This is a genomic window from Streptomyces sp. NPDC022552 (genome assembly GCF_055561875.1).
The window spans coordinates 537,651-563,993 of sequence record NZ_JBVHGJ010000001.1; the positions used below are offsets into that span (position 1 = coordinate 537,651).

Annotated in this window: 22 protein-coding genes and 1 pseudogene; 15 read left to right on the forward strand and 8 right to left on the reverse strand. The window is 72.6% G+C overall.

Annotated features, from left to right (window positions below; translation table 11 throughout):
• The first annotated feature begins 129 nt into the window (after nt 1-129).
• Nucleotides 130-1,476: an NADP-specific glutamate dehydrogenase gene (gene gdhA, locus ACZ3OF_RS02510; protein ID WP_361666670.1), complete on the forward strand. Its 1,347-nt coding sequence runs from the start codon at nt 130-132 to the stop codon at nt 1,474-1,476.
• A gap of 51 nt (nt 1,477-1,527) precedes the next feature.
• Nucleotides 1,528-2,862, forward strand: a complete 1,335-nt coding sequence (locus tag ACZ3OF_RS02515) for a cation:proton antiporter domain-containing protein (protein WP_467302232.1) — start codon at nt 1,528-1,530, stop codon at nt 2,860-2,862.
• Nucleotides 2,863-2,942: 80 nt separating this feature from the next.
• Here the strand turns inward: ACZ3OF_RS02515 and ACZ3OF_RS02520 are convergent, their stop codons facing one another.
• From ACZ3OF_RS02520 to ACZ3OF_RS02545, 6 genes are all read right to left on the reverse strand, one after another.
• Complete coding sequence (locus tag ACZ3OF_RS02520; protein WP_467302234.1) at nt 2,943-3,905, reverse strand: ABC transporter substrate-binding protein; 963 nt, start codon at nt 3,903-3,905, stop codon at nt 2,943-2,945.
• Nucleotide 3,906: 1 nt separating this feature from the next.
• Complete coding sequence (locus tag ACZ3OF_RS02525; RefSeq protein WP_361666665.1) at nt 3,907-5,880, reverse strand: ABC transporter permease subunit; 1,974 nt, start codon at nt 5,878-5,880, stop codon at nt 3,907-3,909.
• A gap of 106 nt (nt 5,881-5,986) precedes the next feature.
• The gene (locus tag ACZ3OF_RS02530; RefSeq protein ID WP_361666664.1) at nt 5,987-7,066 is read right to left on the reverse strand and encodes a quaternary amine ABC transporter ATP-binding protein; all 1,080 of its coding nucleotides are present in this window, start codon (nt 7,064-7,066) and stop codon (nt 5,987-5,989) included.
• Nucleotides 7,063-8,589, reverse strand: a complete 1,527-nt coding sequence (locus tag ACZ3OF_RS02535) for a GMC family oxidoreductase (protein WP_467302236.1) — start codon at nt 8,587-8,589, stop codon at nt 7,063-7,065. Before ACZ3OF_RS02535 ends, ACZ3OF_RS02530 begins: the two co-directional genes overlap by 4 nt.
• Nucleotides 8,586-10,094 (reverse strand): aldehyde dehydrogenase family protein, encoded by a 1,509-nt coding sequence (locus ACZ3OF_RS02540; protein WP_361666660.1) that lies wholly within the window; start codon nt 10,092-10,094, stop codon nt 8,586-8,588. Before ACZ3OF_RS02540 ends, ACZ3OF_RS02535 begins: the two co-directional genes overlap by 4 nt.
• Before the next feature lie 226 nt (nt 10,095-10,320).
• The gene (locus ACZ3OF_RS02545) at nt 10,321-10,905 is read right to left on the reverse strand and encodes a snapalysin family zinc-dependent metalloprotease (RefSeq protein WP_361666659.1); all 585 of its coding nucleotides are present in this window, start codon (nt 10,903-10,905) and stop codon (nt 10,321-10,323) included.
• 261 nt (nt 10,906-11,166) lie between these two features.
• Between ACZ3OF_RS02545 and ACZ3OF_RS02550 the strand changes: the two genes are divergently transcribed.
• From ACZ3OF_RS02550 to ACZ3OF_RS02580, 7 genes and pseudogenes are all read left to right on the forward strand, one after another.
• The gene (locus ACZ3OF_RS02550) at nt 11,167-12,582 is read left to right on the forward strand and encodes an amidase (protein ID WP_361666658.1); all 1,416 of its coding nucleotides are present in this window, start codon (nt 11,167-11,169) and stop codon (nt 12,580-12,582) included.
• Between the two features lie 225 nt (nt 12,583-12,807).
• Nucleotides 12,808-14,316 carry a glycoside hydrolase family 6 protein gene (locus tag ACZ3OF_RS02555; RefSeq protein WP_361666656.1) on the forward strand — a complete coding sequence of 503 codons (1,509 nt, stop codon included), beginning with the start codon at nt 12,808-12,810 and terminating at the stop codon, nt 14,314-14,316.
• A 94-nt stretch (nt 14,317-14,410) separates the two neighbouring features.
• Entirely contained in the window at nt 14,411-15,115 is a 705-nt protein-coding gene (locus tag ACZ3OF_RS02560) for a VanZ family protein (RefSeq protein ID WP_361666654.1), read from the forward strand.
• Nucleotides 15,116-15,183: 68 nt separating this feature from the next.
• On the forward strand, nt 15,184-15,879 hold the full coding sequence (locus tag ACZ3OF_RS02565; protein ID WP_361666652.1) for a response regulator transcription factor: 696 nt from the start codon (nt 15,184-15,186) through the stop codon (nt 15,877-15,879).
• Entirely contained in the window at nt 15,872-16,990 is a 1,119-nt protein-coding gene (locus ACZ3OF_RS02570) for a sensor histidine kinase (protein WP_467302241.1), read from the forward strand. The genes ACZ3OF_RS02565 and ACZ3OF_RS02570 overlap by 8 nt, the downstream gene beginning before the upstream one ends.
• A 35-nt stretch (nt 16,991-17,025) precedes the next feature.
• A pseudogene (locus tag ACZ3OF_RS02575) lies at nt 17,026-17,118 on the forward strand (ATP-binding protein); the annotation flags it as partial.
• A 39-nt stretch (nt 17,119-17,157) separates the two neighbouring features.
• Nucleotides 17,158-17,994, forward strand: a complete 837-nt coding sequence (locus ACZ3OF_RS02580) for a helix-turn-helix domain-containing protein (RefSeq protein ID WP_467302243.1) — start codon at nt 17,158-17,160, stop codon at nt 17,992-17,994.
• On the opposite strand, the gene ACZ3OF_RS02585 is transcribed toward ACZ3OF_RS02580, so the two are convergent.
• Nucleotides 17,970-19,241 carry an alpha-L-fucosidase gene (locus ACZ3OF_RS02585; RefSeq protein WP_467302245.1) on the reverse strand — a complete coding sequence of 424 codons (1,272 nt, stop codon included), beginning with the start codon at nt 19,239-19,241 and terminating at the stop codon, nt 17,970-17,972. The genes ACZ3OF_RS02580 and ACZ3OF_RS02585 overlap by 25 nt on opposite strands.
• Before the next feature lie 416 nt (nt 19,242-19,657).
• On the opposite strand from ACZ3OF_RS02585, the gene ACZ3OF_RS02590 reads away from it, so the two are divergent.
• The 6 genes from ACZ3OF_RS02590 to ACZ3OF_RS02615 are packed head-to-tail and all read left to right on the forward strand — an operon-like array spanning nt 19,658 to nt 25,187.
• Nucleotides 19,658-20,362, forward strand: a complete 705-nt coding sequence (locus ACZ3OF_RS02590) for a sigma-70 family RNA polymerase sigma factor (protein WP_361666646.1) — start codon at nt 19,658-19,660, stop codon at nt 20,360-20,362.
• Entirely contained in the window at nt 20,359-21,615 is a 1,257-nt protein-coding gene (locus ACZ3OF_RS02595; RefSeq protein WP_361666645.1) for an NAD(P)/FAD-dependent oxidoreductase, read from the forward strand. Before ACZ3OF_RS02590 ends, ACZ3OF_RS02595 begins: the two co-directional genes overlap by 4 nt.
• Nucleotides 21,616-21,668: 53 nt before the next feature.
• Entirely contained in the window at nt 21,669-22,394 is a 726-nt protein-coding gene (locus ACZ3OF_RS02600; RefSeq protein WP_467302819.1) for a DUF1365 domain-containing protein, read from the forward strand.
• Nucleotides 22,391-23,701 (forward strand): class I SAM-dependent methyltransferase, encoded by a 1,311-nt coding sequence (locus ACZ3OF_RS02605; protein WP_467302247.1) that lies wholly within the window; start codon nt 22,391-22,393, stop codon nt 23,699-23,701. The genes ACZ3OF_RS02600 and ACZ3OF_RS02605 overlap by 4 nt, the downstream gene beginning before the upstream one ends.
• A complete protein-coding gene (locus tag ACZ3OF_RS02610; protein WP_467302249.1) occupies nt 23,698-24,534 on the forward strand; it encodes a DUF1295 domain-containing protein in 837 nt (278 codons plus the stop codon). Before ACZ3OF_RS02605 ends, ACZ3OF_RS02610 begins: the two co-directional genes overlap by 4 nt.
• Entirely contained in the window at nt 24,531-25,187 is a 657-nt protein-coding gene (locus ACZ3OF_RS02615; RefSeq protein ID WP_467302251.1) for an alpha/beta fold hydrolase, read from the forward strand. Before ACZ3OF_RS02610 ends, ACZ3OF_RS02615 begins: the two co-directional genes overlap by 4 nt.
• 57 nt (nt 25,188-25,244) lie before the next feature.
• Here the strand turns inward: ACZ3OF_RS02615 and ACZ3OF_RS02620 are convergent, their stop codons facing one another.
• Nucleotides 25,245-26,294: a MerR family transcriptional regulator gene (locus tag ACZ3OF_RS02620; RefSeq protein WP_361666637.1), complete on the reverse strand. Its 1,050-nt coding sequence runs from the start codon at nt 26,292-26,294 to the stop codon at nt 25,245-25,247.
• Between the last annotated feature and the right edge of the window lie 49 nt (nt 26,295-26,343).

The following is a 26,343-nucleotide window of genomic DNA, read 5'->3' on the forward strand; positions in this document are numbered from 1 at the left end:
TCGACCCGAACGCGGATCGCCTCAACCGCCCCACGGGCCTGCGCATCCGGCAACAATTGCGTGACGTCGCCCGTGGGCAACGGACACGGGCGACGGAACTTTCGGCGAGCAGAAGGCGAGACACCAGGCATGCATGTCAGCGCGCACATCGAGGCCGTCTACACCGAGATCTGCCGGCGCAACCCCGGGGAGGCGGAGTTCCACCAGGCGGCGGCCGAGGTGCTCGACTCGCTCGCACCCGCGCTCGACCGGCACCCGGAGTACGCGGAGACCGGGATCCTGGAGCGGTTGTGCGAGCCGGAGCGGCAGCTGCTCTTCCGGGTGCCGTGGGTCGACGACCAGGGCGCCGTGCGGGTGAACCGGGGCTTCCGGGTGGAGTTCAACAGCGCCCTCGGGCCGTACAAGGGCGGTCTGCGTTTCCACCCGAGCGTCAACCTGGGCATCGTGAAGTTCCTCGGGTTCGAGCAGATCTTCAAGAACGCGCTGACCGGGATGGCCATCGGCGGTGGCAAGGGCGGCGCCGACTTCGACCCCAAGGGCCGCTCGGACGGCGAGATCATGCGCTTCTGCCAGTCCTTCATGACCGAGCTGTACCGGCACCTGGGCGAGCACACCGACGTTCCCGCCGGGGACATCGGCGTCGGGGCGCGGGAGATCGGCTATCTGTTCGGCCAGTACAAGCGGATCACCAACCGGTACGAGTCCGGTGTCCTCACCGGGAAGCCGGTGGGCTGGGGCGGCTCCCACGTCCGCACCGAGGCGACGGGGTACGGCGCGGTGTACTTCGCCGAGGAGATGCTCGCCACGCGCGGGCAGAACTTCGACGGGCGCCGTGTGGTGGTCTCCGGGTCCGGGAACGTGGCCGTGTACGCGGCGGAGAAGGTGCACGCCCTGGGCGGCCGCGTCGTGGCCTGCAGCGACTCCTCCGGCTACCTCGTCGACGAGGACGGCATCGACCTGGAGCTCCTCAAGGACGTCAAGGAGGTACGCAGGGCCCGGATCTCGGCCTACGCGGAGGCCAGGCCGACCGCGCGCTTCTCGGCCCGCGGCACGGTGTACGACGTCCCGTGCGACATCGCCCTGCCCTGCGCGACCCAGAACGAGCTGGGTCGCGACGACGCCGTGGCCCTGGTCAAGCACGGCGTCCTCGCCGTCGCCGAGGGCGCGAACATGCCCTGTACGCCCGAGGCGGTGAAGGTGCTCCGGGAGGCGGGGGTGCTCTTCGGACCCGGAAAGGCCGCCAACGCAGGCGGTGTGGCGACCTCGGCGCTCGAGATGCAGCAGAACGCCGCCCGCGACAGCTGGTCCTTCGAGCAGACGGAGACACGGCTCGCCACGGTCATGCGCGGCGTCCACGCCGAGTGCCGCGCCACCGCCCAGGCGTACGGCGGCGACCCCGAGGACTATGTGCTCGGCGCCAACGTCGCGGGGTTCCTGAAGGTGGCTCGGGCGATGACGGCGCAGGGCGTCATCTGACCCCCGTCGCCGGACCTGGGCGGCCCCACGGCGCCAAGGGGCCGCTCGGGGGTGGGGCGCGCCAATGTCGGCGTGCTCACACGGGTCGGCGGGGGCATCGGTCGTACGCTGCGTCTGTCCGAGGCCCCGTCGAAAGCGCGGATGCTCTTGATCGCCGTCACCGTCATCGCGGGCATTCTCTTCACCTGGTGCGTCCTGTCACACCGGCTCGCGCGATGGAGCATCACCGCACCGATCGCCATGATGGTCGCGGGCATCGCCCTCACCAGCGGCTCCGATCCGCCGCTCGTCTTCGACTTCGGCGACATGGCCGGCTTCGAGCACGCCGTGGAGGTCGTCCTCGCCCTTCTGCTCTTCGTCGACGCGACCGAGGTGCCCAAGGGAGTCGTCCGCCGGGAGAGGAGCGTCGTCGTCCGACTCCTCGGCGGCGCGCTGCCGCTCACCCTGGCCGCCGCCTTCCTGACCGCGCTCGCCTTCTTCCCCGACCAGCCCGGATGGGTGCTGGCCGTACTGGCGACCGTCGTCGTCCCCCTCGACCTGGCGCCCACCGCCGCCGTGATCCGGGACAAGCGCATCCCGGCGCGCCTGCGGGACGTGCTCAACGTCGAGGGCGGCCTGAACGACGGCATCGTCTCCCCGGTGTTCCTGCTCTGCGTCGCCGCCGCCGCCGAGTCCCACACGGCGGGCGACGACTACGCCGAGGCCGTCCTCGACGCGATCGGAGCGGCGGCCTGGGCCCTGGGCGCCGGCTCACTCGTCGGCTACGTGGCCGGATGGGTGCTCCGCCGCTCCTGGGCGCGAGGGTGGACGCAGCCCGCCGCGACGAGGCTCGCGGTGCTGAGCGTGCCCATCGCCGCGTACACCCTGTCCGCGTTCCTGGGCGGCAACGGCTTCGTCGCCTCCTTCGTGGCCGGTGTGTGCATCGCGCCGGCGCTGCGGCATCTGCCGAAGGACGCGGTGGTGATGACCGACGACCTGGTCACCCTGCTGACGCTCGCCCTGTGGTTCCTCTTCGGGCAGCTGGTCAACGACGAGTTCTGGGACGGCTTCCACCTCTCCGTCGTCCTCTATGGGCTCCTTGCCGTCACCCTGGTGCGGATGGTGCCCGTGATGCTCGTGCTGATCGGTACGGATGTGTCCCTGCCGGACCGGCTCTTCCTGGGCTGGATGGGGCCCCGGGGCGTGACCTCGGTGGTCTTCGGGCTCCTCGCCGCGCTGGAGCTGCCCGCCGCCGGCGGCGGCGACTTCATCTCCCGGGTGATGGTCATCACCGTCATGGTCAGCATCGTGCTGCACGGCCTGAGCAGTGAGCCGGTCGGCCGCCTCTACGGCCGCCGCCGGAGCGCCGCCCCACCGCCGGAGCCGGAGCCCCGGGGCGTGGACTGAGACGTACCGCGCCCCGGAGAGGGCGCGGGGCCCGGGAGGGCGCGGCGGGCCGGCATCGTGCCCGGTCCGCCGCGCCCGCGTCAGGACGGGAGCCACGCCCGCCAGGTGGCCTCGTTCTCCTTCACCCAGCGGCCCGCCGCCTCCTGCGGAGACAGCTTCTCCTCCGCGATCATCAGGGCGACGTCGTTCTGCATCTCGGTCGTCCAGCGGAACTTCTTCAGGAAGGCGGCGGCGTCGCCCCCGCCGTCCGCGAAGCGGGCGTTGAGGAACTTCTGCAGCGGCGTGTGCGGGTACGCGCAGGCCACCTTCTTCGGGTCGGCGTCGCAGCCCTCGGTGTACGCGGGCAGCTTCACCTCCGTCATCGGAACCCTCTCGAACAGCCACTGGGGCTTGTACCAGTAGCTCAGGAAGGGCTTCTTCTCCTTGGCGAACTGCTGGATCTGCGTGATCTGCGCCGCCTCCGAGCCCGCGAACACGACCTGGTAGTCGAGGTCCAGGTTCTCCACGAGAGCCTTGTCGTTCGTGACGTAGGAGGGGGACCCGTCAAGCAACTGGCCCTTGCCGCCGCTCTCCGCGGTACGGAACTCGTCTGCGTACTTGTTCAGGTTCTTCCAGTCGGTGACGTCCGGGTGCTTCTCGGCGAAGTACGTCGGTACGAACCAGCCGATGTGGCCGGTCACCCCGAGATCGCCACCGCGCGCGATCGTCCCCTTGTCGTCGATGTACCGCTTCTCCTGCTCCGGGTGGCCCCAGTCCTCCAGGATGGCGTCCACCCGGCCCTGGCTGAGCGCGTCCCAGGCGGGCACCTCGTCGATCTGGACGGTGTCCACCCGGTAGCCGAGTTCGTGCTCCAGCAGGTACTGCGCGACGGCGACGTTGGCCTGCGCGCCCACCCACGACTGCACGGACAGGGTCACCGTGCGGGAGCCCTTCGCGTCGGCGTAGGGGGAGGCCTGGCGGGTCATGTCAGCGGCGCCGCAGCCGGTGAGGCCGGCCGCCAGGGCGGCCGCGGTCACGAGTGCGGCGATGCGTGTGCGAGCCATCTCAGGCCCCCTTTCCGGCGAGTTCACGGCGTTCCGTCGGCTGGGTGACGCGGTCGAGCATCAGGCCCAGGCAGACGATCGCCGCGCCCGCGACCAGACCGGTCGCCAGGTCGCCCTGGGCGAGACCGAAGACCGCGTCGTACCCGAGCGCGCCGCCGCCCACGAGACCGCCGATGACGACCACGGCGAGGACCAGCACCACGCCCTGGTTGACGGCGAGGAGCAACGCGGGCCGGGCCAGCGGTAGCTGGACCTGGAACAGCTGCTGCCGCCCGGTCGCGCCCAGCGAGCGCGAGGACTCCATCGCGGCCGGGTCCACCCCGCCCACGCCCTGGGCCGTGATCCGTACGACGGCGGGCAGCGCGTAGACCACGGCGGCGGCGACCGCCGGGGCGCGGCCCACACCGAACAGGGCGACCACGGGGATCAGATAGACGAACTGCGGCATCGTCTGGAAGACGTCGAGCACCGGACGCAGGGCGCGTCCGAGGCGCGTGCTGCGAGCCGCGGCGACGCCCAGCGCGACACCCAGCACCAGCGTCACCGCGACGGCGGCGAGCACCTGCGACAGCGTGTCGAGCGCCGGGTCCCAGACGCCGAGCACACCGATCGCCGCCATCGCGAGGACGGCCGTCGCCGCCGTGCGCCAGGTGCCGATGAGCAGGGCGAGCGCTCCGACGGCCAGCAGGACCGCCCACCAGGGCAGCCACTGCAGACCGTCGCGCAGGGGGTTGAGGACCCACGTGGTGAAGCGCCCCGCCCAGTCGGCGGTGCCGCCGACGAGCGGCACGCCGGAGTACAGGTGCGCGGTCATCCAGTCGACCGCACCGTTGACGGGCTCGGCGATGTCCACCGTCCACGCGTCGGGCCAGGAGAGCCGGTCGGACAGGCGGCCCGCGACGGCGACGACGACGGTCACCGCGAGAGCGACGGCCCAGCCGAGTCCGGCCCGGCGGACGGGAGCAGCGCCGATCCGCTCTCCGGCCGCGGCGGTGACCCGGTCCAGGACGATGGCGAGCAGCACGATCGGCACACCGGCCGCGAGCGCCGCACCGACGTCGACGGAGGCAAGCGCCTGGTAGACCCGGTCGCCGAGGCCGCCCGCGCCGATGACCGACGCGATCACGGCCATGCCGAGCGCCATCATGATCGACTGGTTGACGCCGAGCAGAAGCTCCTTGCGGGCCAGCGGAAGCCGGGCCGTCAGCAGCCGCTGCCGACCGGTGGCGCCGAGCGACGCGGCGGCCTCCATGACCCCCGCGTCCGCGCCGCGCAGCCCGAGCGTGGTGAGACGGGCCATGGGCGGCGCGGCGTAGACGACGGTCGCGAGGACGGCCGCGGGCACGCCGATGCCGAAGACCAGGACGACGGGCAGCAGATACGCGAAGGCCGGCAGCACCTGCATGGTGTCGAGGACCGGGCGCAGGATCCGGTGCATCCGGTCCGACAGGCCGGCGGCCAGGCCGAGGAGACCGCCCAGCAGCACGGACGCGGCGACGGCGACCACCATCAGGGCGAGCGTCTGCATCGTCGGCACCCACATGCCGAGCAGGCCGCAGGCGGCGAAGGCGGCGACGGAGATCAGCGCGAGCCGCACACCCGCGACGCGCCAGGCCACGAGCCCGGCGGCGGCGGTGACGCCGGCCCAGCCGAGAGCCAGCAGCACGAGGTACACCGCGCGGACGGACACGACCACGACGTTGCTGACGTGCCCGAGGAAGTAGAGGAAGAGCGGGTGGCCGTCTCGGTTGTCGATGATCCAGTCGCTGGTGCGCCCCAGCGGCCCGGACAGATCGACGGCGAGCGACGCGGGCCAGCTTCCGCCGCCCAGGAGAACGGCTCCGAGGACGAGCGCGACGGCCACGCCGGCGCCGATCAGCCGGCCGCGGTGGCGCGCGAGCGCGCGCAGCGCACCGGACCCGGCGTCGCGGGCGGCCGTGGGGCCGGGGGGAGCGGGGGTGACGGTGGCGGTCATCGGCCCCACCGCCCGGTGGAGGGGGTCCCGCTCACGCAGTGGGCGGCGGCCCGATCGCCGGTACCGCTCGTGCCGCCCGGCGGCGGCCAGGTCGTATGGGCGTACATCAGGCCACCGCCTTCCCCGTCGTGGCCGGGACCCCGGCGACGACACCGAGGAGTCCCGCCTGGTCGACCACGCCCAGGCACCGGCCGTTCTCGACGACCCGCGCGTTCTCGCCCGTACGGGCGACGGCCTCGATGGCCTCGTGGACGGTGGCGCTCGGGGCGAGCGCGGGTCCGGCCTCGTGCTCGTCGGCGAGTGCCGGGCGCATCGCCGAGCGGACGGTCAGTACCTGCTCGCGCGGGACGTCCCGGACGAAGTCCCTGACGTAGTCGTCGGCGGGGGAGCCCACGATCTCCTCCGGCGTGCCGAGCTGGACGATCCGGCCGTCGCGCATCAGCGCGATGCGGTCGCCCAGCTTCAGCGCCTCGCTCAGGTCGTGCGTGATGAAGACCATCGTGCGTCCCTCCTCCCGGTGCAGGCGGACGACCTCCTCCTGCATGTCCCGGCGGATGAGCGGGTCGAGCGCGCTGAACGGCTCGTCGAACAGCAGGACTTCGGGGTCCACGGCGAGCGCGCGGGCCAGCCCGACGCGCTGCTGCTGGCCACCGGACAGCTGGCTCGGCCTGCGGTGCTCCATGCCGTCCAGGCCCACCTTGGTGACGAACTCCGCGGCCCGCTCGCGGCGTTCGCCGCGTCCCACGCCCTGGATCTCGAGCCCGTACGCGATGTTGTCGAGCACCGTCCGGTGCGGCAGCAGACCGAAGTGCTGGAAGACCATCGCCGCCCGGTGCCGACGCAGCTCCCGGAGCCGGCCGGTGTCCATGGACAGCACGTCCTCGCCGTCGATGGCGATGGTGCCCGAGGTCGGCTCGATGAGCCGGGTCAGGCAGCGGACGAGCGTCGACTTGCCCGAGCCCGAGAGGCCCATGACGACGAAGACCTCACCCTTGCGGACGTCGAACGAGACGTCGCGGACGGCGGCGGTGCAGCCGGTCCGCTCGCGCAGCTCGGTGGCGTCGAGGGAACCGAGCTCCGGGTCGGCGGGCACGCGGTCGGCCTTCGGACCGAAGACCTTCCACAGGTCACGTACGGAGAAGACGGGGTCCGCGGCATTCTGCGGCGGAGTGTGCGGAGTGGTCATCGGGCCGTGCCTCCCAGCAGGTCGGCGCATTTCTCGCCGACCATGAGCACGCCGATCATCGGGTTCACGGCGGTCATGGTCGGGAAGACGGACGCGTCGGCGATCCGGATGCCGTCGAGGCCCCGGATCCTCAGATCGGGCGCGACGACGGCGAGTTCGTCGTCGGCGGCCCCCATCCGGCACGTACCGGCCGGGTGGTAGACGGTGTGCGCGACCTGGCGGGCGTACGCGCTGAGTTCCTCGTCGGAGGTCACCTCCGGCCCCGGGCACACCTCGCGCTTCAGCCATCCGGCCAGCGGTTCGCTCGCCGCGATCTGCCGGGCGATGCGGATGCCGTCGACGAGGGTCCGGCCGTCGTAGTCGTCCTCGTCGGTGAAGTACCGGAAGTCGAGCGCGGGCTTGACCTCGGGGTCGGCGCTCGTCAGGTAGAGCCGGCCACGGCTGCGCGGCTTGGGGATGTTCGGGGTCAACGACACGCCGTGCGGAGGCCGTTCGTAGCCCAGGCGCTCGGGGTTGTCGGTGAAGGGGATCTGGTAGAAGTGGAACATCAGGTCCGGCCCCTCGGACTCCGGGTCCCGGCGGACGAACAGTCCGGCGTCGGAGTCCATCGCGGAGTTCTCGGGGATCGGGCCGTGCGTCTCCCACACGATGACCGACTCGGGGTGGTCGAGGAGGTTCTCCCCGACGCCCGGCAGGTCGTGCACGACGGGGATGCCGAGCTTCTCCAGGTCGGCGCGCGGCCCGACGCCGGAGTGCAGCAGCAGACGCGGGGTGTCCACGGCGCCCGCGCACACCAGGACCTCGCGCCGGGCACGTACGACGTGCTCCCCGCCCTCCTTGGTACGGATGTGGACGCCGGTGGCGCGGGTGCCCTCGAACTCGAGCCGGAACGCCCAGGTCTCCAGGGCGATGTGCAGGTTCGGCCGGTCCAGGAAGGGGTGCAGATAGGCGACCGAAGCGGACGACCGCTTGTTGTTCTCCGGGTGGTACGCCAGGTCGAAGAAGCCGACGCCCTCATGGAACGGGCTCTTGTTGAAGCCCTCGACGCGCGGCACACCGAGCGTGGTCCGCGCCGCGTCGACGAAGTCCCGGGCGATCGCGTTCCGGTCGGCCTCGTCGACGGGCACGATGTTGTTGCGCAGCCGGTCGAAGTACGGATCCATGGCCGCCGCGTCCCACCCCTCGGCACCGGCCTCGGCCCACTCGTCCCAGTCGGAGGGCAGGGGCTTGAAGGCGATGAGGGTGTTGTGCGAGGAACAGCCGCCGAGGACCCGCGCACGGCTGTGGCGGATGTACGAGTTGCCCCGGGGCTGCTCGGTGGTGGGGTAGTCGTAGTCCAGCTCCCCGCCGAGCAGGCCCATCCAGCGGCGCAGGGTGAGGACGTCGTCGCGCCCGACGTCGCTGGGGCCGCCCTCGATGACGGCGACGCTGACGTCCGGGTCCTCGGTCAGCCGGGAGGCGATGACCGAACCCGCGGTGCCGCCGCCGACGACGACGTAGTCGTACACGTGCTGGTCGTTCATGCCTGGTCCTTCGCCGTCGTGCCCGCGAACCAGCGCACGGGGCGCGGAGCGAGGTTCTGGTAGATGTGCTTGGCCTCGCGGTACTCGGCGAGACCGCTGGGGCCCAGTTCGCGGCCGATGCCGGACTTTCCGAAGCCGCCCCACTCCGCCTGCGGCAGGTAGGGGTGGAAGTCGTTGATCCAGACGGTGCCGTGGCGCAGCCGGGCGGCGACGCGCCGGGCACGGTCCTCGTCGGTGGTCCACACCGCCCCGGCGAGGCCGTACTCGGTGTCGTTGGCGAGGGTGACGGCCTCCTCCTCGGTGCGGAACGTCTCCACGGTGAGGACGGGGCCGAAGACCTCCTCGCGGACGACCCGCATGGAGCGGTGGCACCGGTCCAGGACCGTGGGCCGGTAGAAGTAGCCGGGACCGGCCGGCTTCTCGCCGCCCGCACGCAGGACCGCGCCCTCGCCGAGGGCGGAGGCCACGTACTCCTCGGTCTTCGCCACCTGGGCCGCGGAGACCAGCGGTCCGCACTCGACGCCCGCGTCGGTGCCGCGACCGAGCCGGATCAGTTCGGCCCGGCGGGCGAGCTCGGCGACGAACCGGTCGCGCAGCGGCTCCTCGACGATGAGGCGGGAGCCGGCGGAGCAGACCTGGCCGCTGTGGATGAAGGCGGCGTTGAGCGCCTGGTCGACGGCGGTGTCGAAGCCCTCGGGTGTCGCGCAGGCGTCGGCGAACACGACGTTGGGGTTCTTGCCGCCCAGTTCGAGCGCGACCTTCTTCACGCTGTCGGCGGCCGCGCGGGCCACCTTCGTACCGCTGACGAGACCGCCCGTGAACGACACGAGGTCGACGTCGGGGTGGTCGGCGAGCCGGGCGCCGACGGTTTGGCCGGGGCCGGTGACGATATTGGCGGCGCCGAGCGGCAGCCCGGCCTCCAGGAGCAGTTCGACCAGGACGACGGTGCTCAGCGGGGTGATCTCGCTGGGCTTGATCACGAACGTGTTGCCGGCGGCGAGGGCGGGCGCGATCTTCCAGCTGGCCTGGAGCAGCGGATAGTTCCACGGCGTGATGAGGGCGCAGACGCCGACGGGCTCGTGCACGACGACGCTGTGGATCTCGTCCGACCCGGCGTCGACGACGCGTGCGCCGCTCTCGCTCTCCACGAGGTCGGCGAAGTAGCGGAAGGCGTCGCGGACACAGTCGACGTCGACGCGGCCCTCCTCCAGCGTCTTGCCCGCGTCCTGGCTCTCCAGCGCACCGATGCGCTCGCGGTCCCGCTCGAGCAGGTCGGCGACCCGCCGCAGCAGGGTGGCCCGCTCGGCGACCGGCGTACGCGGCCAGGCACCGTCGTCGAACGCGGCGCGTGCCGCGGCCACGGCGTCGTCGGTGTCCGCGACACCACCCTCCGACACGACCGCGAAGGCGGTCGCGTCGACGGGGTCGATGATGTCGCGCGTGGCGCCGGAGAGGGCCGCTCGCCACTCTCCGCCCACATGGATGGTCTGTTGTTCTGCGGTCACGTCGCGTATGGCCCTTCGTTTCCTTGAATCCCCCTGCCGGTTGCCCGGCGGTCGGGCCGCCTGCCCCGACCCCGGGGATCCATGCGCAATGCCTTACGCAGAGTGCTCTGTCTCACGCTCGATAGTGGTTCGAAAGCGGACATACGGCGCAAGTCGTGACCGTACGGCGGCAGGGTGCCCGACCGGGAGGCACCGGGTCGGGCACCCTGCCGCGGTGAGCCCTCGGCTACGGAGCGTCGACCAGGATCCGGCCGTCGACGGGGATGCCCAGGGCGGCGCCGTTGGCGTAGGTGGACTCCACCCGTGCCCGCTCGGTCGCGTTCGGGACCGCGTTGACGCAGCTCGTGCCGGCGCTCGACCCCGACATCAGCTGTGAGCACGGGCCGGGCTTGGTGTCGGGGAGGCCCAGGCTGTGGCCGAGTTCATGGGCGGCTATCCGGGTCTTGTCGTACCCCTGTGTCACCGCCTGGCTCCCGAGCTCGACGCGGACCTGCCGGCCCGGACGGACGGGGCCGAGGGTGGCCTGGGGCCAGCCGGTCGTGGCCACGATCACGATCTCGGCCCGGGTGCCCGGCGCGGCCTCGACCAGCTTCACGTTGCCGACGTTCGCGTTCCATGAGGCGACTCCGGCCGCGACGGCCGCCTCCCAGCCGCCGGCCCTGCTGTCGTCGTAGCGAAGTGTCACCACCGCCGACGTGCCGGCCGTCGACGGCTGCGGCGTGGTTCCGGGTGCGGCGGTCGCCGCCGTCGCGGTGGCCAGGACGACCGCCGCGGCGGTGGTGCCTGCCTTCAGCCATGTGGAGAGGGGCATGCTGCTCCTTCACTCGTGGGGGCTCGGAACCGCTGGGGATCGTGCGGAACGTGCGGAACCGAGAGTGCGGGAACCTCGACGGTATGCCCCCGCACCCCACATCCGCCATGTACCTGTCAGTTTTGACTGTCCGTCAACTCCCTTGCCGAGAGCCGGTGTCGGAGGGACGCGCCGCGACGGAGCCCCGAAATCCTCGCGTGCTACTTGGCGGTAGGGAATGATGACGGGCAACCATCCACACGGTCGGGGGCTGAGGCAGCGGTGACGACTTTCGACGAACGAACCACGGTGCACGCCTTCCGGGACGACGCCCTGGGAGACCACGACGCCGTCGGCCTCGCCTCGGCGATCCGGCGCGGTGAGGTCGGCGCCGACGAGGCCGCACGGGACGCGGCGCAGCGGGTGCGCGCCGTCGAGGCCCGGCTCCACGCGGTCCAGGTGCACGTCGACCTTCCGGCGCACGCGGCCGGCGGGAGCGGCGCCTTCGCCGGGGTGCCGACCTTCGTCAAGGACAACACCGACCACCAGGGGCTCCCGACCGGCCACGGCAGTGCCGCCTTCACCCCGAGGGCCGCCCGCCGGCACGCTCCGTTCGCCCGGCAGCTCCTGAGCAGCGGTGTCACGGTGCTGGGCAAGACCCGGCTGCCCGAGTTCGGCTTCAGCCCGACCACGGAGTACGAGGGCGCCGAGCCCGTCCGTAACCCCTGGAACACCGGCTTCTCGGCGGGTGGTTCGTCCGGAGGCAGCGCCGCGCTCGTCGCGGCCGGTGCGGTCCCCATCGCGCACGCCAACGACGGCGGCGGTTCCATCCGGATCCCCGCCGCCTGCTGCGGACTCGTCGGCCTCAAGCCGACCCGCGGCCGGGTCGTGGCGAACGCCCAGAGCCGCCAACTGCCGCTGGACCTCGTCTCCGACGGCGTCGTGAGCCGCTCCGTGCGGGACACCGCCGCCTTCCTCGCCGCCGCGGAGACGCACTGGCGCAACCCGAAGCTGCCGCCGCTGGGCCTGGTCGAAGGCCCCTCGGGACGGCGGCTGCGGATCGGCCTGCTGCTCGACTCGCCCAACGGCGTCCGCTCCGACGCCGCCACCCGTGCGGCCGTCACGGAGACCGCGGCCACCCTGGAACGACTCGGCCACACCGTGGAACCCGTGGAGCTGGCCCTCGACCCGCGCTTCACCGAGGACTTCCTCGCCTACTGGGGGATGCTGTCGTTCCTCCTCGGCATCACCGGCCGGACCCTCGGCGCGGACTTCGACCGGCGCCGCATGGACGGCCTGAGCCGGGGCCTGCGCGAGGCGTACCTCGCGACCTGGCAGCGCACCCCGGGGGTGCTGCGGAGACTGAAGCGGACGGAGCGCGCGTACGCGGCGGCGTTCCGCGGTCTCGACCTCATCCTGTCGCCGGTGCTCGCCCACACCACGCCGCCGATCGGTCACCTCAGCCCGACCGTTCCGTACGAGACGCTGATCGAACGCATCCTCGCGTACGTCGCGTTCACCCCGGTCAACAACGTCGTCGGCACCCCGTCGATCTCGGTGCCCGCCGTGAGCGCCACCGAGGACGGACTCCCCATCGGCGTCATGTTCTCCGGCCGCCCGGGCGGGGAACAGACGCTCCTGGAGGTCGCGTTCGCGCTGGAGGCGGAGCGGCCCTTCCGGCGCATCCAGGACGTGTGACCTCACCTCCCCGAAGACACCCCACCGGTCCGACGTGGGCTCGGCTTGCGGCCGCTGCCCGTCGATCCCCGGGAGGAGTCGGCGTCGGAGGGCGGTCAGTGCCTCGCCAGAGCGGTCGGCGCCCCGTCTCCTCGCCGCACACGTGGCGCGGGAGGACGGCGCGCAGCCCGTACTGGACAGCCCGGACGCCTCGCCCAGCACCTCCCGTCGAAGAGAAGGCCGAGCATGAAGCACACCCCGATATCGATCACCGGCCTCGGCGCCTGCGCGCTCGTCGCCTCCCTCCTCGCCGCCCCCGCCACGGCGGCCGAGGCGGAGCCCGAGCAGGCCGTCTACGGCGAACTGGCGCGCAACGGCACCTTCGCCACCGGCACCGAGGACTGGTGGGGGACTTCCGGCGTCTCGATGACCGCCGAGAACGGCGCGCTGCGGGCCACGGTCGAACCGGCCCCGGCGGACCAGGTCGGCCAGTCGTACCGCACGGTCATGGGCCAGAACCGGATCACCCTGCGCCCGGGCGTCACGTACACCCTGTCCTTCGACGCGAGCGCCTCCAGGGCGACGAAGATCAGGTCGACGGTCCAGCTCGGAACCGAGCCCTACCCGGCGTCCCTGGCGAACGAACTCGACCTGACCACCGACACCCAGCACTTCAGCTGGACCTTCACCTCCTCCCTGGACTCGGCCGACGGCCACATCGACTTCCAGGTCGGCGGCCAGGCCGACAGGACAGACATCGTCCTGGACAACGTCTCGCTGACCACGTCGACCGTCCGCGAGGGCTTCTACACCGACCCCGCCAGCACGGCCATGACATGGGTGCGCGGAACGACGGACCCCCGGGCCGCGAAGATCGCGTCGGCCGTCGCGGACCACACCACCGTGAAGTGGTTCGGCAACTGGGACGCCGACGGCGACCCGGCGACCGGTGTCCGGGACGAGGTGGGCGCCTACGTGGGCGCGGCGGCGGCGCGGGGCGAGCTTCCCGTGCTCGTCGCGTACAACATCCCCGGCCGTGACTGCGGCGGTGCCTCCTCGGGCGGTTCCGAGGACGCGGACCGCTACAAGGCGTGGATCGACGCCTTCGCCCAGGGCATCGGGGGCCGGCCCGCCGTCGTGATCCTGGAGCCCGACGCGGTCGCCCAGTCCGCCGACCCGGGATGCATCTCGGGCGAAGCCCTCGAAGCCCGCTTCGACATGCTCTGGTACGCCAACCAGCACCTCCAGGCGCAGGGTGGCTTCGTCCGGACGTACCTCGACGCAGGCAACACGACCTGGACCCTGGGGCAGGACCTCGGCGGCGACGGCGGCATCGGCCTCCAGCGGATGGCCTACCTGCTCAACCGCTCCGGCGTCTCGATGGCCCGAGGGGTCTCGATCGGCGTCTCCAACTTCGACGCCACCGACATCTCCAACCAGTACGGCAGCATGCTGGCCGCGCAGCTCAGGGCCGACTTCGGCGTCGACGCCCGGTGGGTGGTGGACACCGCGCGCAACGGCAACGGGGCCTATGCGACCCCTGGCGACCCCGGCAGCGGGCACGTGGGGTTCTGCAACCCGCAGGGGCGCAGGCTGGGCGTGACGTCCCGGGCCGGCGAGGGCGGCGCCGAGTACCTCCTGTGGATCAAGAACCCCGGCGACTCGGACGGCGACTCGGCCGCGTGCCCGCCGGGCTCCCCGCCGGCCGGCTCCTTCTCCCCGGACCTCGCCGACGCCCTCATCGAAGGCCGCTGAGCCGGCCCTCGTGGATGCCCGGAGTCTCCGTGTATCGCGGGCGTATCGAAAATCGCATACGCCCCCGCAACGGCCCTCCGTCTCCAATGGGGTCATGAACCATGACGCATCCCTGCCGGAACCGCCCCGCCGCACGCGCAGGACCGTGCTCCTCGGCCTGGCGGTCCTCGGACTGGCGAGCGCCCTGTTCGTCGTGCGCGGACCGCTCATGATGTCCGCCCCGAGGTGCATGGCCGGGCAGTGGCACGGCTGCTACGACACGTTCAACGGGGTCGTGCTCATGACGCTGGTCGCGCTGCCCCTGGCGGTGCTGGTGGCATGGGCCCTCGCGCGCCGGCGGCGCACCGCCGGTGTCCGGTCGCCGTGGCGGAAGTCGCTGGCCGAGGTGGGCATGGTCCACGGGACGGTGCCGTTCCTCTGGCTGACCATGATGCCGGGCGCCGCGCCGGGCACCGCCCCCGCGCGGGTGAGCCTGGTACCGCTGCGGGACCTGGTCACAATGGGGTCGCTCGGGATCGCCGGCAATCTGCTGGTCTTCGCGTCGCTGGGGTTCTTCGCCCCGATGCGGTTCGCGGCGGTGGCGTCCCTGCCGCGGATCCTGGCGCTCGGGGCGGGCTGCTCGATCCTGGTCGAGACCGCGCAGTACGTCCTGCGGCTGGACCGGGTCTCCTCCGTGGACGACGTCCTGGTCAACGCCACCGGCGCCGTGCTGGCCGGGTTCGCGTCCCGCCGCTGGTGGCGCACCACGTCGGAGGCGCCGGCGGACCGCCCTCACCCCGCGATGGCACAGGCGGGCTGAGTCGCGCGTCCGGTGCCCACACGTCCTCGCACACACCGGCGACATCCCCTCCTGCTTAGGCTTCCCCCATGCGCGTACTGATCGTGGAGGACGAGCCCTACCTGGCGGAGGCCGTCCGTGACGGCCTGCGGCTGGAGGCGATCGCCGCCGACATCGCCGGCGACGGCGACTCGGCCCTGGAGCTGCTCAGCGTCCACTCCTACGACCTCGCGGTCCTCGACCGCGACATCCCCGGCCCCTCCGGTGACGAGGTCGCCCGGCGCATCGTCGCCTCCGGCAGCGGGATCCCGATCCTCATGCTCACCGCTGCCGACCGGATCGACGACAAGGCCTCCGGGTTCGGGCTCGGCGCCGACGACTACCTCACCAAACCGTTCGAGCTGCGGGAGCTCGTCCTGCGGCTGAGGGCGCTCGACCGCAGACGCGCGTACGCCCGGCCCCCGGTCCGCGAGCTCGCGGGCCTGCGGGTCGACCCCTTCCGCCGGGAGGTCTTCCGCGACGGACGCTACGTCGCGCTCACCCGTAAACAGTTCGCCGTCCTCGAAGTCCTCGTCGCCGCCGAGGGCGGGGTCGTCAGCGCGGAGGAGCTGCTCGAACGGGCCTGGGACGAGAACGCCGACCCCCTCACCAACGCCGTGCGCATCACCGTCTCGGCCCTGCGCAAACGTCTCGGCGAACCGTGGCTGATCGCCACGGTGCCCGGCGTCGGCTACCGCATCGAGACCGGCTCCGACACCGCCCTTCCCGGCAGCACGCATGCGTAGACGCCCGGGGCTCAGCGTCCGACTCAGGCTCACCCTCAGTTACGCCGGGTTCCTCGCCGTCGCCGGCGCCCTCCTGCTGGCCGTGGTGTGGATGTTCCTGCTGCGCTACGTACCCGACAATTCCCAGGGCCTGCTCGGGATCTCGCCCAACCGCTACCTCCTGGTGCGCACCTTCGTCCCCGCCGCGGGCGTGGCGATGGCCTTCCTGCTCGGCTTCGGCCTCGTCGGGGGATGGATCCTCGCCGGCCGGATGCTCGCCCCCCTCACACAGATCACGGACGCGGCACGGAGGGCCGGGAACGGGTCGCTGTCCCACCGGATCCGAATGAAGGGCCGCCAGGACGAATTCCGGGAACTCTCCGACACGTTCGACTCGATGCTCCACCGACTGGAGTCCCATGTCGCCGAGCAGCAGAGGTTCGCCGCGAACGCCTCCCACGAACTGCGCACCCCGCTGGCCATCTCGCGGACGCTCCTCGACGTCGCCCGCCAGGACCCCACGCGGGACCGGGGCGAGCTCGTCGAACGCCTGCACGCGGCCAACACGCGGGCGATCGACCTCACCGAGGCCCTCCTGGTGCTCAGCCGCGGCGACAGCGGACATGTCACCCGCGACAGCGTCGACCTCTCGCTGCTCGCCGAAGAAGCCGCCGAAACGCTGCTTCCCCTCGCCGAACAGCGCCGGATCACGCTTGACGTCACCGGCGGGGCGGCCCCGACCAGTGGCTCCGCGGAGCTTCTGCTGCGGATGGTGACGAACCTCGTCCAGAACGCCGTCGTCCACAACATCCCCGCCGGCGGCGCCGTGACGGTCCACACCGAGGCGCTCGGCGACATGAGCGTGCTGCGGGTCGGGAACACGGGCCCTCGGCTCGCCCCGGACCTGGTGCCGACCCTCACCGAACCCTTCCGGCGCGGAACGGAACGCGTACGCACCGACGAGCACGCCGGCGTGGGCCTCGGCCTGGCCATCGTGCACAGCATCGTCCGCGCCCACGACGGAACCCTCGATCTCACCCCCCGCCCCACCGGCGGCCTCCTGGTCACGGTGCGGCTTCCCGGCGGGGCACGGACGGCATCGGACGCGGCCCACCAGGGTCCCTGCCCTTGACGCCCGGGCTGTTCATGCGGCGTGGACCTGGAACCGGAACACCGGTGGTCCTGTGTGACGCGCGGGAGCGGGAGTCGGGCAAGGAAGTCCTCATCTCGCTGGTCGAGTCGGCGGGCCGCCAGGGATGATGCGCTGGTGGATTCTTCACATGACGGAGAGGGGTCCGGGTGGGACAGGGACGTTCCTGCGAGGTACGGCTCGACGAGCCGCCGCGCGTGCTCGGCCTCGGTGTCGGAGTCCACGGCACGACGAGTCCGGTCGACGTGTTCCGGCTGCCGGACCTGTGGCAGCTGCACCTCTACCGGTACACCGCCGAACTCGTGGTCGACGGCGTGCTCCATGTCATCCGCCCGGGGTACGTGTCCCTGGTGCCACCGGGGACGGAGGTGCGTTTCCGCTACCGCGGACGGTCCGAGCATCTGTACGCGCACCTGAGCCTCTCCGGTACGGGGGAGGCCGTCACCCTGCCCGTCGTCCAGGACGCCGGTGCGCGCACACCGGCCCTCTCGGAACTGCTGCTGCGGGCCATCGCGGTGGCTCCGCGTGCTCCCCGCAGGGCGGACGCCGAGGTCTGGACGGCGTTGTGGGAGCTGGCGGAACTGGCCGAGCCGGTGGGGCGTGAGAGCGGTCCGCACGCCTCGCTCGCCGCCGCCGTCGCGTACATCGAGTCGCGCCTGGCGGAGCGGCTCCTCGTTCCCGAGGTGGCGCGGGCCGCGGGGGTGTCGCACAACCATCTGCTGCGGCTCTTCCGCGCCGAGACCGGCACCACCGTCGTGGCGTACATCCGGCAGCGGCGAATGGAGCGGGCACGGCATCTGCTCCGCGAGTCGACCCTGCCGATCCCCGCGGTGGCGGCGGCGGTCGGGATCGACGACCTGCAGGCGTTCAACAAAGCGTGCCGGCGCGAACTGGGCGTCTCCCCACGAGGGGTTCGCGCCGGCGGCCGAGCGGGGCGGAGCAGCGGTGCCGCCGGGCGGCCTCAGGTCCTGCCGGTGCCCCGGTAGAGGTCGAGTTCGCCGTCGAGCTCGACGGCCAGCACGGTCGCCGACCCGTCGACGTCGACCTCTTCCGGAGCGTCGATCCACAGCACCCCCGGCACGTCGTGAAGTCCGCCGGTCACGCGATGGGCCAGCTCGGCGCCGGTACCGAGGACGGTCACCCGCTCGACCCTGTTGCGCAGACCGCGCAGCGAGACCGATTCACGGGGGGCGTCGAAGCAGACCAGGAAGAGCGTGCGCCGGTCGGCGGAGAGCGTGCTGGGGCCGTAGTGGTGTCCGGCCGGCAGCCCCGCCACCGTCCCGTACACCGCCCGTTCGTGCCGCGCGATCCAGGCCCCGAGACCCTCCAGCCGCTCGACCTGCTCCGCCGGGATCGTGCCGTCCTCCCTGGGGCCGACGGCAAGGAGCAGGTTGCCGCCCATGCCGATGGTCTCCGTGAAGTAGCGCACCAGCTGGCGGACCGACTTCTGATTGTGGTCCTGGTGCTGGTGGCCCCAGGAGTCGTTCATGGTCAGGCAGAGCTCCCACGGCCCGTCCGGCGGCAGGAGCGGCACACCCTGCTCCGGCGTGGAGTAGTCGCCGTGACTGAGCATGCGCGCGTTGAGGACCGTCCCGGGGTTCCCGGCGAGGATCTGCTCGGCCAGCGCGCGCATGCCCCACTGTTCCTCGCTGCGCTCCCACTCGCCGTCGAACCACAGCAGATCGGGGCGGAAACGGGAGACCAGCTCACCGACCTGGGCGTCACGGTACGCGACGTAGCGTTTCCAGGCCTCCGGGTCCTCGACCCCGTCCTTCGGCGCGACGAGCGGGTGGGTGGCCACGTCCTCGTTCGGCGGCTCGGGGTGCACCACGCTCGCGTAGTCGGGGTGGTTCCAGTCCGAATGCGAGTAGTACAGGCCGACCTTGAGGCCCTTCTCGCGCAGCGCAGCGGCGTACCCGGCCACGAGGTCGCGTCCGGCCGGCGTGTGCCGTACGACGTTCAGATCGCCGTGGTCGGTGTCCCAGAGGGCCACGCCGTCGTGGTGGCGCGCGGTCAGCACGGCGTACCGCGCGCCCGCGCGGGCGAAGAGCTCCGCCCAGGCCCTCGGGTCGTACGCGGAGGCGGTGAAGCCGTCCAGCTGCCGCATGTACTGCTCGTGCGGAACCTGCCCGCTGTAGAACGACCAGGACTCGGGCACGCCGTCGACCGCGTAGATGCCGTAGTGGAGGAAGATGCCCAACTTGGCATCGGGGAACCAGGGTTGCATGGGCATGGGACCAGTCCTCGGTGAAGGCGGTGGCGGGTGGGGTGGGGCGGGGATGCCCCGCTCCGTCCACGCTAGGACGGCCCGACGGTCCCGCGCGTGGGCGGCACTCACTCTCACTGGTCCGTTTTCACCAAGCCGTCGGGGGCTCTCACGCGTCCGGACGGCCGGACGGGACCGCATCCACGCCTCCACCTCGCCGACGTGCGCGGCGTACCTCCAGGAGCTCGACGAGCTGCTCACCGCGCGAGAGGTCGACGACATCGCCGAAACGATGCGCAACCGATGCGTCTTGATCCGCGACTCCCGACCGCCGGATCCTGAGGGAGCCGGAAGCGCCTGCCTTCGGGTGGCGGATCGGCACCCTCATGGCCGACGCCTGCCGGCCGACCGCGCCCGTACGCCGGACAGAAGGAGTGGCCGTCATGATCACAGCGCCCACGGCGCGCCGCGTCCGCCCGCTCGCGACCGACACACCGTCCGCCCCGCGCCCTCTTCTGCCGGCCCCGGACGTACGTCCCGCACAACCGCCCACGGACGCACCAACGGACGAGCCCACGGACGAAGAGATCGGCGCCGGGCTCCTCCGCGGCGACGAGTACTGCATGGCTCTCGCGTACCGGCGCTGGGGCGGTCTCGTGCACACGCTCGCCAGCCGTACGCTCGGCGACTCCCGCGAGGCGGAGGACGTCACGCAGCAGGTCTTTCTCGCCGCGTGGCGCGGCCGTGCGGGGTACCGCCCCGAGAGGGGACCGGTCCCGGCCTGGCTGGTCGGCATCGCGCGCCGCAAGATCGCCGACGCGCTCTCCGCCCGCACCCGCAGGACCGCCCTCATCGCCGCGGCCGGAGCCGCGCTGCCCCCGCACACGGTGACCGCCGACGGGCCCGACCACGTGCTCGACCGGCTCGTCGTCAGGGGCGAACTGGCCCGCCTGCCGGGCGTCCAGCGCGACGTGCTGACCCTCGCGTACTTCGGGGACCTGACTCAGGTGCAGATCGCGCGGCGGACCGGCCTGCCGCTGGGCACCGTCAAGAGCCATGCCCGGCGCGGAATGCAGCGGCTCCGCTGCCGCCTGGCTCCGGACGTGGCGGACGGGTGGAAGCCCGCGGACACGAGGGGGAACGCATGAACCGGAGGACCGTCGCCGTCGTCGGGGCGGGTGTGTCCGGCCTGACCGCCGCCCACGTGCTGTCCCGCTCGTACGACGTCGTGCTCTACGAGGCCGACTCCCGGCTCGGCGGGCATGCCCACACCCACGAGCTGCCGACCCGGGCGGGCGGCACGGTGCGCGTGGACACCGGTTTCATCGTCCACAACGAGCGCACCTATCCGAACCTCCTGCGCCTCTTCCGCGAACTGGGCGTCGCCACCCAGGACTCCGAGATGAGCATGTCCGTCCGGTGCGACGGCTGCGGTCTCGCGTATGCCGGGGCCCGCGGCCCCCGCGGGCTGCTCGGCGGCGGAAACCTGCGCCGCGGCCGCCATCTGCGGATGCTCGCCGACGTGCCGCGCTTCCACCGCGCCGCCCGTCGCCTGCTCGCCACCGGGAACGACGGCCCGACTCTCGGCGCCTTCCTGGAACGTGGAGGGTTCTCGCCGTACTTCGTCGGACACTTCGCGATCCCGCTGGTCTCCGCCGTGTGGTCCTGCGCGCCGGACACCGCACTGCTCTACCCGGCGGCCTACCTCTTCCGCTTCCTCGACCACCACGGACTGCTCTCCACCACCGGCTCACCCCGGTGGAAGACGGTCACCGGCGGCTCCTCCGCGTACGTCGAGAAGGCGGCCAAGCGACTCTCCGCCGTCCGCACGGCCACACCCGTCCGGGCCATCGAACGTGCCCCGGACCACGCGCGCGTGACCACCGAGGACGGGGAGTCCGACACGTACGCCGGCGTCGTCGTGGCCGTCCATCCCGACCAGGCCCTGCGGATGCTCGCCGACGCCACCCCCGACGAGCGCCGCGTCCTCGGAGCGTTCACCTACTCCCGCAACCCCACCGTCCTGCACCGGGACACCACGGTCCTGCCGCGGTCACCGCACGCCCGCGCCTCATGGAACTACTGGCTCCCGTCGTGCGAGGCGCGCCCCGAGTCCGTACGCGTCAGCTACGACATGAACCGGCTCCAGCGCCTCCCGGCGGACGAGCCGCACATCGTGACCCTCAACGCCGACGGCCGCGTCGACGAGAGCACCGTCCTCGCCCGCATGGTGTACGAACACCCCGTCTACACGCCCCGTTCCGTCGCCGCCCAGCGTGAACTGCCCGGCCTCGCCACGTCCGTCACCGCCTTCGCCGGCGCCTACCACGGCTGGGGCTTCCACGAGGACGGCTGCCGCTCCGGAGTCGAGGCGGCCCGAGCCCTGGGGGTGGACTGGTGACAGCTCCGGCCGCCGACGTCCCGCCCGTCACCGGAACCGTCGTACGGGTCCCGGTGCCGGCCCTCTACCCGAGCGAGGTCGCGCACACCCGCGTCCAGCCGGTCCGCCACAGCCTGCGCCGATGCACCTACCTCTGGCTCGTGGACCTCGACGACCTCCCCCGGCTGCCCCGCCTCCTGCGGCCGCTAGCCCGTTTCGACGCCCGCGACCACTTCGGGGGGCGGGCACCCACGCTGCGCGCGGGCCTCGACGCGTACCTCGCCTCCCACGGCGTACGGAACGCCGACGGTCAGGTGCTGATGCTGGCCCACGCCCGGGTCTTCGGCCATGTCTTCAACCCGCTGACGCTGTACTGGTGCCACGACCGGGCAGGGCGCCCCGTCTGCGTGGTCGCCGAGGTGCACAACACCTACGGCGGTCGGCACTGCTACCTGCTGCGGCCAGACGCCGACGGACGCGCCGACGTCGCCAAGGACTTCTACGTCTCGCCGTTCTTCGACGTCGAAGGCTCCTACCGGATGCGGCTCCCGCTCCCCGGCGAGCGCCTCGACCTCACCGTCCAACTGCGGCACGACGACGGGAGCCGCCCCCTCACCGCCACCGTCCGAGGCCGACGCCGTCCGGCCGACACCCGCGGCCTGCTCACCGCCGCGCTGCGCCACCCCTGGTCCACCGCGGCCGTCAGCGCAGGCATCCGGTGGCACGGAATCCGCCTGTACCTCAAGGGACTTCCCGTCCGTCCCCGACCCGTGACGCCCACCCGAGAAGGCATGCTGTGACTGTCACCGTCCCGTCGCCCGAACCCGTCGCCACCGGTCCCGCCCACCCGCGCGTCGACCCCGAGCGCTGGCCCGACGTCGCCCGCCTCCCGCGCGCCTCCGCCCTCCGTACAGCCATCGCCCGACGCGTCGTCGAACGCGCCCTCGCCCGCCTGCCGCTGCGGATACGGAACGGCAGCACACCCACCACCGTTCCCCACCCGGCCGCGAGCGGGGACGGCCCACCCACGCTGACCCTGCACGACCCCGGCGCCTTCCACCGGCGGATCGGCGCCGACGGCCTGATCGGCTTCGGCGAGTCGTACATGGCCGGCGAGTGGGACAGCGACGACCTCGTCGGCGTGCTCACCGTCCTCGCCACCCATGTCGACGACCTCGTACCGGCCCCCCTGCGCCGCCTCCGGGGTGCGTGGGCGCACCGGCGCCCCGACCGCGACCGCAACACCCTCGACGGCGCCCGGGACAACATCCAGCGCCACTACGACCTGTCGAACGACCTGTTCGCCCTCTTCCTGGACCCGAGCCTGACCTACTCCTCAGCCGTGTTCGACACGCTCCCGGCCACATCGCGTGCGTTCCACGCCGCCCAGCACCGCAAGATCGACCGCCTGCTCGACCTGGCCGGGGTCGGCCCGGGGACCCGGGTCCTGGAGATCGGCACCGGCTGGGGCGAACTCGCCGTCCGCGCCGCGTCCCGGGGTGCCGACGTCCTCACCGTCACCCTCTCCGCCGAGCAGCGCGAGCTGGCCCTGCGAAGGATCGCGGACGCGGGCGCCACAGAGCGGGTCACCGTCGAACTCCGTGACTACCGCCAGGTCCAGGGGCGGTTCGACGCCGTCCTCAGCGTCGAGATGATCGAGGCGGTCGGTGCCGAGTACTGGCCCGCGTACTTCGGCGCCCTGCGCCGCCTCCTCGCGCCCGGCGGCAGGGTTGCGCTCCAGTCCATCACCATGGCGCACGAGCGGATGCTCGACACCGCCCGTACGCACACCTGGATCAGCAAGTACGTGTTCCCCGGCGGTCTCATCCCGTCCCCCGAGGCCATCGCCCGCGAGAGCGCCGCCGCCGGCCTGAGGATCACCCACGACGCCGGGTTCGGCGACCACTACGCCGAGACGCTACGGCTCTGGCGCGAGCGGTTCGTCGCGGAGTCGGAGGCGGTCGGCGCGCTCGGCTTCGACCAGGTCTTCCGCCGCATGTGGGAGCTGTACCTGGCCTACTCCGAGGCGGGGTTCCGCTCGCGCTACCTCGACGTGCGCCAACTCCGGCTGGTCGCCGACGGTCAGGATCCGGAGGAGCCGCGATGACATGGTCCGCGTTCGCCGTGAACCTGGCCGTGTCGGCCGGTGCCGCTCTCGGCGTCATGCTCGTGACCTTCGCCGTGGCCCTGGTGAAGGGCGTCCACCGGATCGTCGACATCGCCTGGGGCCTGGCGTTCGCCGCCGTCGCCCTGGTCACCTGGGTGCTGTCCGCCGGGTACGGGGACGACGGGCGCCGACTCGCCGTCACCCTTGCGACCCTTCTCTGGGGCCTGCGGCTCGCGCTCCACATCGCTCGCCGGGGACGCGGCCACGGCGAGGATCCCCGCTACGCCCGCATGCTCGCCCACGCCCCCGGCAGTCCCGCCCTCCACGCGCTGCGCAAGGTCTACCTCCTGCAGGGCGCCCTCGTCTGGCTCGTCTCGCTCCCCGTCCAGGCGGCGGCCTACCTGCCCCGGGGCGTGGACGTCCTGCTGGTCGCCGGACTCGTGCTGTGGGCCGTGGGGCTCACTTTCGAGACCGTGGGCGACCATCAGCTCGCCCGCTTCAAGTCCGACCCCGCCAACCGGGGGCGGATCATGGACCAGGGGCTGTGGAGCTGGACCCGTCACCCCAACTACTTCGGCGACTTCCTCGTCTGGTGGGGGCTGTACCTGACCGCCTGCGCGAGCCCGCAGACCGCCGCGCTCACTCTTGTGTCGCCGCTGGTCATGAGCGGACTCCTCATCTGGGGGAGCGGAAAGCGGCTGCTGGAAGCCCATATGGAGGGGCGTCCGGGATACGCGGCCTACGAGGCCCGCACCAGCGGTTTCCTGCCGCGGCCTCCCCGCCGGCGGCCCCGTGCGCCCCGATCGGGCGCGTCGGGGAGCGAGGCCGGATGACGGACGGCCCGGGCTTCGGGCTCCGGCGGGGTGAGGAGGGCTCGCTGGTCGTGCGCAGTGCGCCGGCGGTTCCGGTCGCGGCCGTTCTCCTGCTGCACGGCGGCCGGTCCGAGGGGCTGGAGCCGCCGCCTCTCATCAACCTCCCCGCCCTGCGCATGCGGCCGTTCGCGGCGGCCGTCGCACGCGTGCTCTCCGGACGGGACGTCCTGGTCGCCGACGTCCGCTACCGGCACCGCGGCTGGAACGGAGAGCGCCGCGACGCCGCTCGCGACGCGCAGGCCGCCCTTGTGCGGCTGCGGGACGACTTCGGCGCGGTCCCCGTCGTCCTCGTCGGCCACTCGATGGGCGGCCGCGCCGCCCTGAGCGCCGCCCGGGACCCGATGGTCCGCGGTGTGGTGGGCCTGGCCCCGTGGTGCCCGCCCGGGGAACCCGTCGAGCACCTCGAAGGGCGGGGGATCTACCTGCTGCACGACGAGACCGACCGCGTCACGAGCGCGCGGGAGTCCTGGGGGTTCGTGCGCAGGGCCCGGTGCGCGGGCGCCGACGCGGTCGGGGTCCCGATGCCCTACGGAGGGCACGCCATGCTGGCCGGCGCCTCCCGCTGGCACCGTCGCACCGCCGAACTCACCGCGCGGCTGCTCGCCCGCCGGTGACGTGCGGCCGGCCACTCGCCCGACCGAACACCCGATGCGACGCCCCGGGAACCCGACTCAACCGCCCGCGTGACGGACCGCGTCGGTGTGGGGGCCGGCCGTACACCGGTGGACGAGGATGTCGAGCGCCTCGCGCAGGCCGCCGGGCCGGAGCATCCCCGGCGCGGTGGCGCGACCGGCCCAGCCGGGGCCGGCGAGGAGCACCAGGGGATGGGTCCGGGCACCCCTGACGCCGAAGGAGGTGTCCGCCACGTGCCGGGCCAGGGCGTGACTGGCGGTGGAGCGCGCCTGCGACCAGAGGACGACGGCCGTCGGGCCCAGGCGCCGCACCGCGGCGTCCAGGGCTTCGGCCGGCACAGCCGCTCCGAACATACGGGTCGGCAGCCCTCGTTCGGCCAGACCGGCGGCCAGCGCCTCGATCGGAAGGGTGTGCTGCTCGCCGGGGACACAGGCCAGCAGCACCGGATTCACGTGGCCGCGCGGACTCGCGGATCCGATCAGCTGACGAAGAGCCGTGGAGATGTGCCAGGACAGAAGGTGCTCCACCTCGACGTACCGGTCACCCGAGGACTCCCACTTGCGGCCGACGGCGTGGAGCGTCGGCGCCATCACCTCTTCCCAGGAGGCGACGAGCCCGTGCTCGGCCACCAGATCGCGCAGCAACGCGTGCATGGTGGGGCTGTCGAGGCGTACCGCCGCCCGGGCCAGTCCACGGAACTCCTGGTGGACCTTGTCGAGGGGCAGCCCGTTGCCGGAACCCGGGGGGTGCGCGGACACGGGCGCGGATGCCGTCACATCGGGGGCCGGCTGGTCGGACGCCTTCCGAGGCTGCCGCGGGGACTGCTTCCCGGCCGGCTCCCCGGGCTGTCGACCGGCGCGCGCCCGGGCGACCCGGGCGGCCTCGGCCGGCGGCACGCCCGACGTGGTGAGCCGGCACATCGCCTCCAGCATCTCGACGTCCGCCGGTGACCAGCGCCGGTGCCGCCCGTCCTCACGCGCCGCCGGGCCGATGCCGTAACGCTGGTCCCACGACCGCAGCGTGGTGGGCGAGACACCCAGCCGTCGCGCCACGGCCCCTGTCGTGATGCCGGCTGCCGTCTCGCTCATACGACCAAGGATACGACGCACAAGTGATGCGAGTCCGTCGCGGAGCCCT

What these genes read in the sequence shown, in the direction of transcription:
- gdhA (WP_361666670.1), top strand. Translation starts at nt 130, where the DNA reads ATGCATGTCAGCGCGCACATCGAGGCCGTCTACACCGAGATCTGCCGG.
- ACZ3OF_RS02520 (WP_467302234.1), bottom strand. Translation starts at nt 3,905, where the DNA reads ATGGCTCGCACACGCATCGCCGCACTCGTGACCGCGGCCGCCCTGGCG.
- ACZ3OF_RS02585 (WP_467302245.1), bottom strand. Translation starts at nt 19,241, where the DNA reads ATGCCCATGCAACCCTGGTTCCCCGATGCCAAGTTGGGCATCTTCCTC.
- ACZ3OF_RS02555 (WP_361666656.1), top strand. Translation starts at nt 12,808, where the DNA reads ATGAAGCACACCCCGATATCGATCACCGGCCTCGGCGCCTGCGCGCTC.
- ACZ3OF_RS02545 (WP_361666659.1), bottom strand. Translation starts at nt 10,905, where the DNA reads ATGCCCCTCTCCACATGGCTGAAGGCAGGCACCACCGCCGCGGCGGTC.
- ACZ3OF_RS02535 (WP_467302236.1), bottom strand. Translation starts at nt 8,589, where the DNA reads ATGAACGACCAGCACGTGTACGACTACGTCGTCGTCGGCGGCGGCACC.
- ACZ3OF_RS02525 (WP_361666665.1), bottom strand. Translation starts at nt 5,880, where the DNA reads ATGACCGCCACCGTCACCCCCGCTCCCCCCGGCCCCACGGCCGCCCGC.
- ACZ3OF_RS02565 (WP_361666652.1), top strand. Translation starts at nt 15,184, where the DNA reads ATGCGCGTACTGATCGTGGAGGACGAGCCCTACCTGGCGGAGGCCGTC.
- ACZ3OF_RS02590 (WP_361666646.1), top strand. Translation starts at nt 19,658, where the DNA reads ATGATCACAGCGCCCACGGCGCGCCGCGTCCGCCCGCTCGCGACCGAC.
- ACZ3OF_RS02530 (WP_361666664.1), bottom strand. Translation starts at nt 7,066, where the DNA reads ATGACCACTCCGCACACTCCGCCGCAGAATGCCGCGGACCCCGTCTTC.
- ACZ3OF_RS02560 (WP_361666654.1), top strand. Translation starts at nt 14,411, where the DNA reads ATGAACCATGACGCATCCCTGCCGGAACCGCCCCGCCGCACGCGCAGG.
- ACZ3OF_RS02620 (WP_361666637.1), bottom strand. Translation starts at nt 26,294, where the DNA reads ATGAGCGAGACGGCAGCCGGCATCACGACAGGGGCCGTGGCGCGACGG.
- ACZ3OF_RS02570 (WP_467302241.1), top strand. Translation starts at nt 15,872, where the DNA reads ATGCGTAGACGCCCGGGGCTCAGCGTCCGACTCAGGCTCACCCTCAGT.
- ACZ3OF_RS02610 (WP_467302249.1), top strand. Translation starts at nt 23,698, where the DNA reads ATGACATGGTCCGCGTTCGCCGTGAACCTGGCCGTGTCGGCCGGTGCC.
- ACZ3OF_RS02615 (WP_467302251.1), top strand. Translation starts at nt 24,531, where the DNA reads ATGACGGACGGCCCGGGCTTCGGGCTCCGGCGGGGTGAGGAGGGCTCG.
- ACZ3OF_RS02595 (WP_361666645.1), top strand. Translation starts at nt 20,359, where the DNA reads ATGAACCGGAGGACCGTCGCCGTCGTCGGGGCGGGTGTGTCCGGCCTG.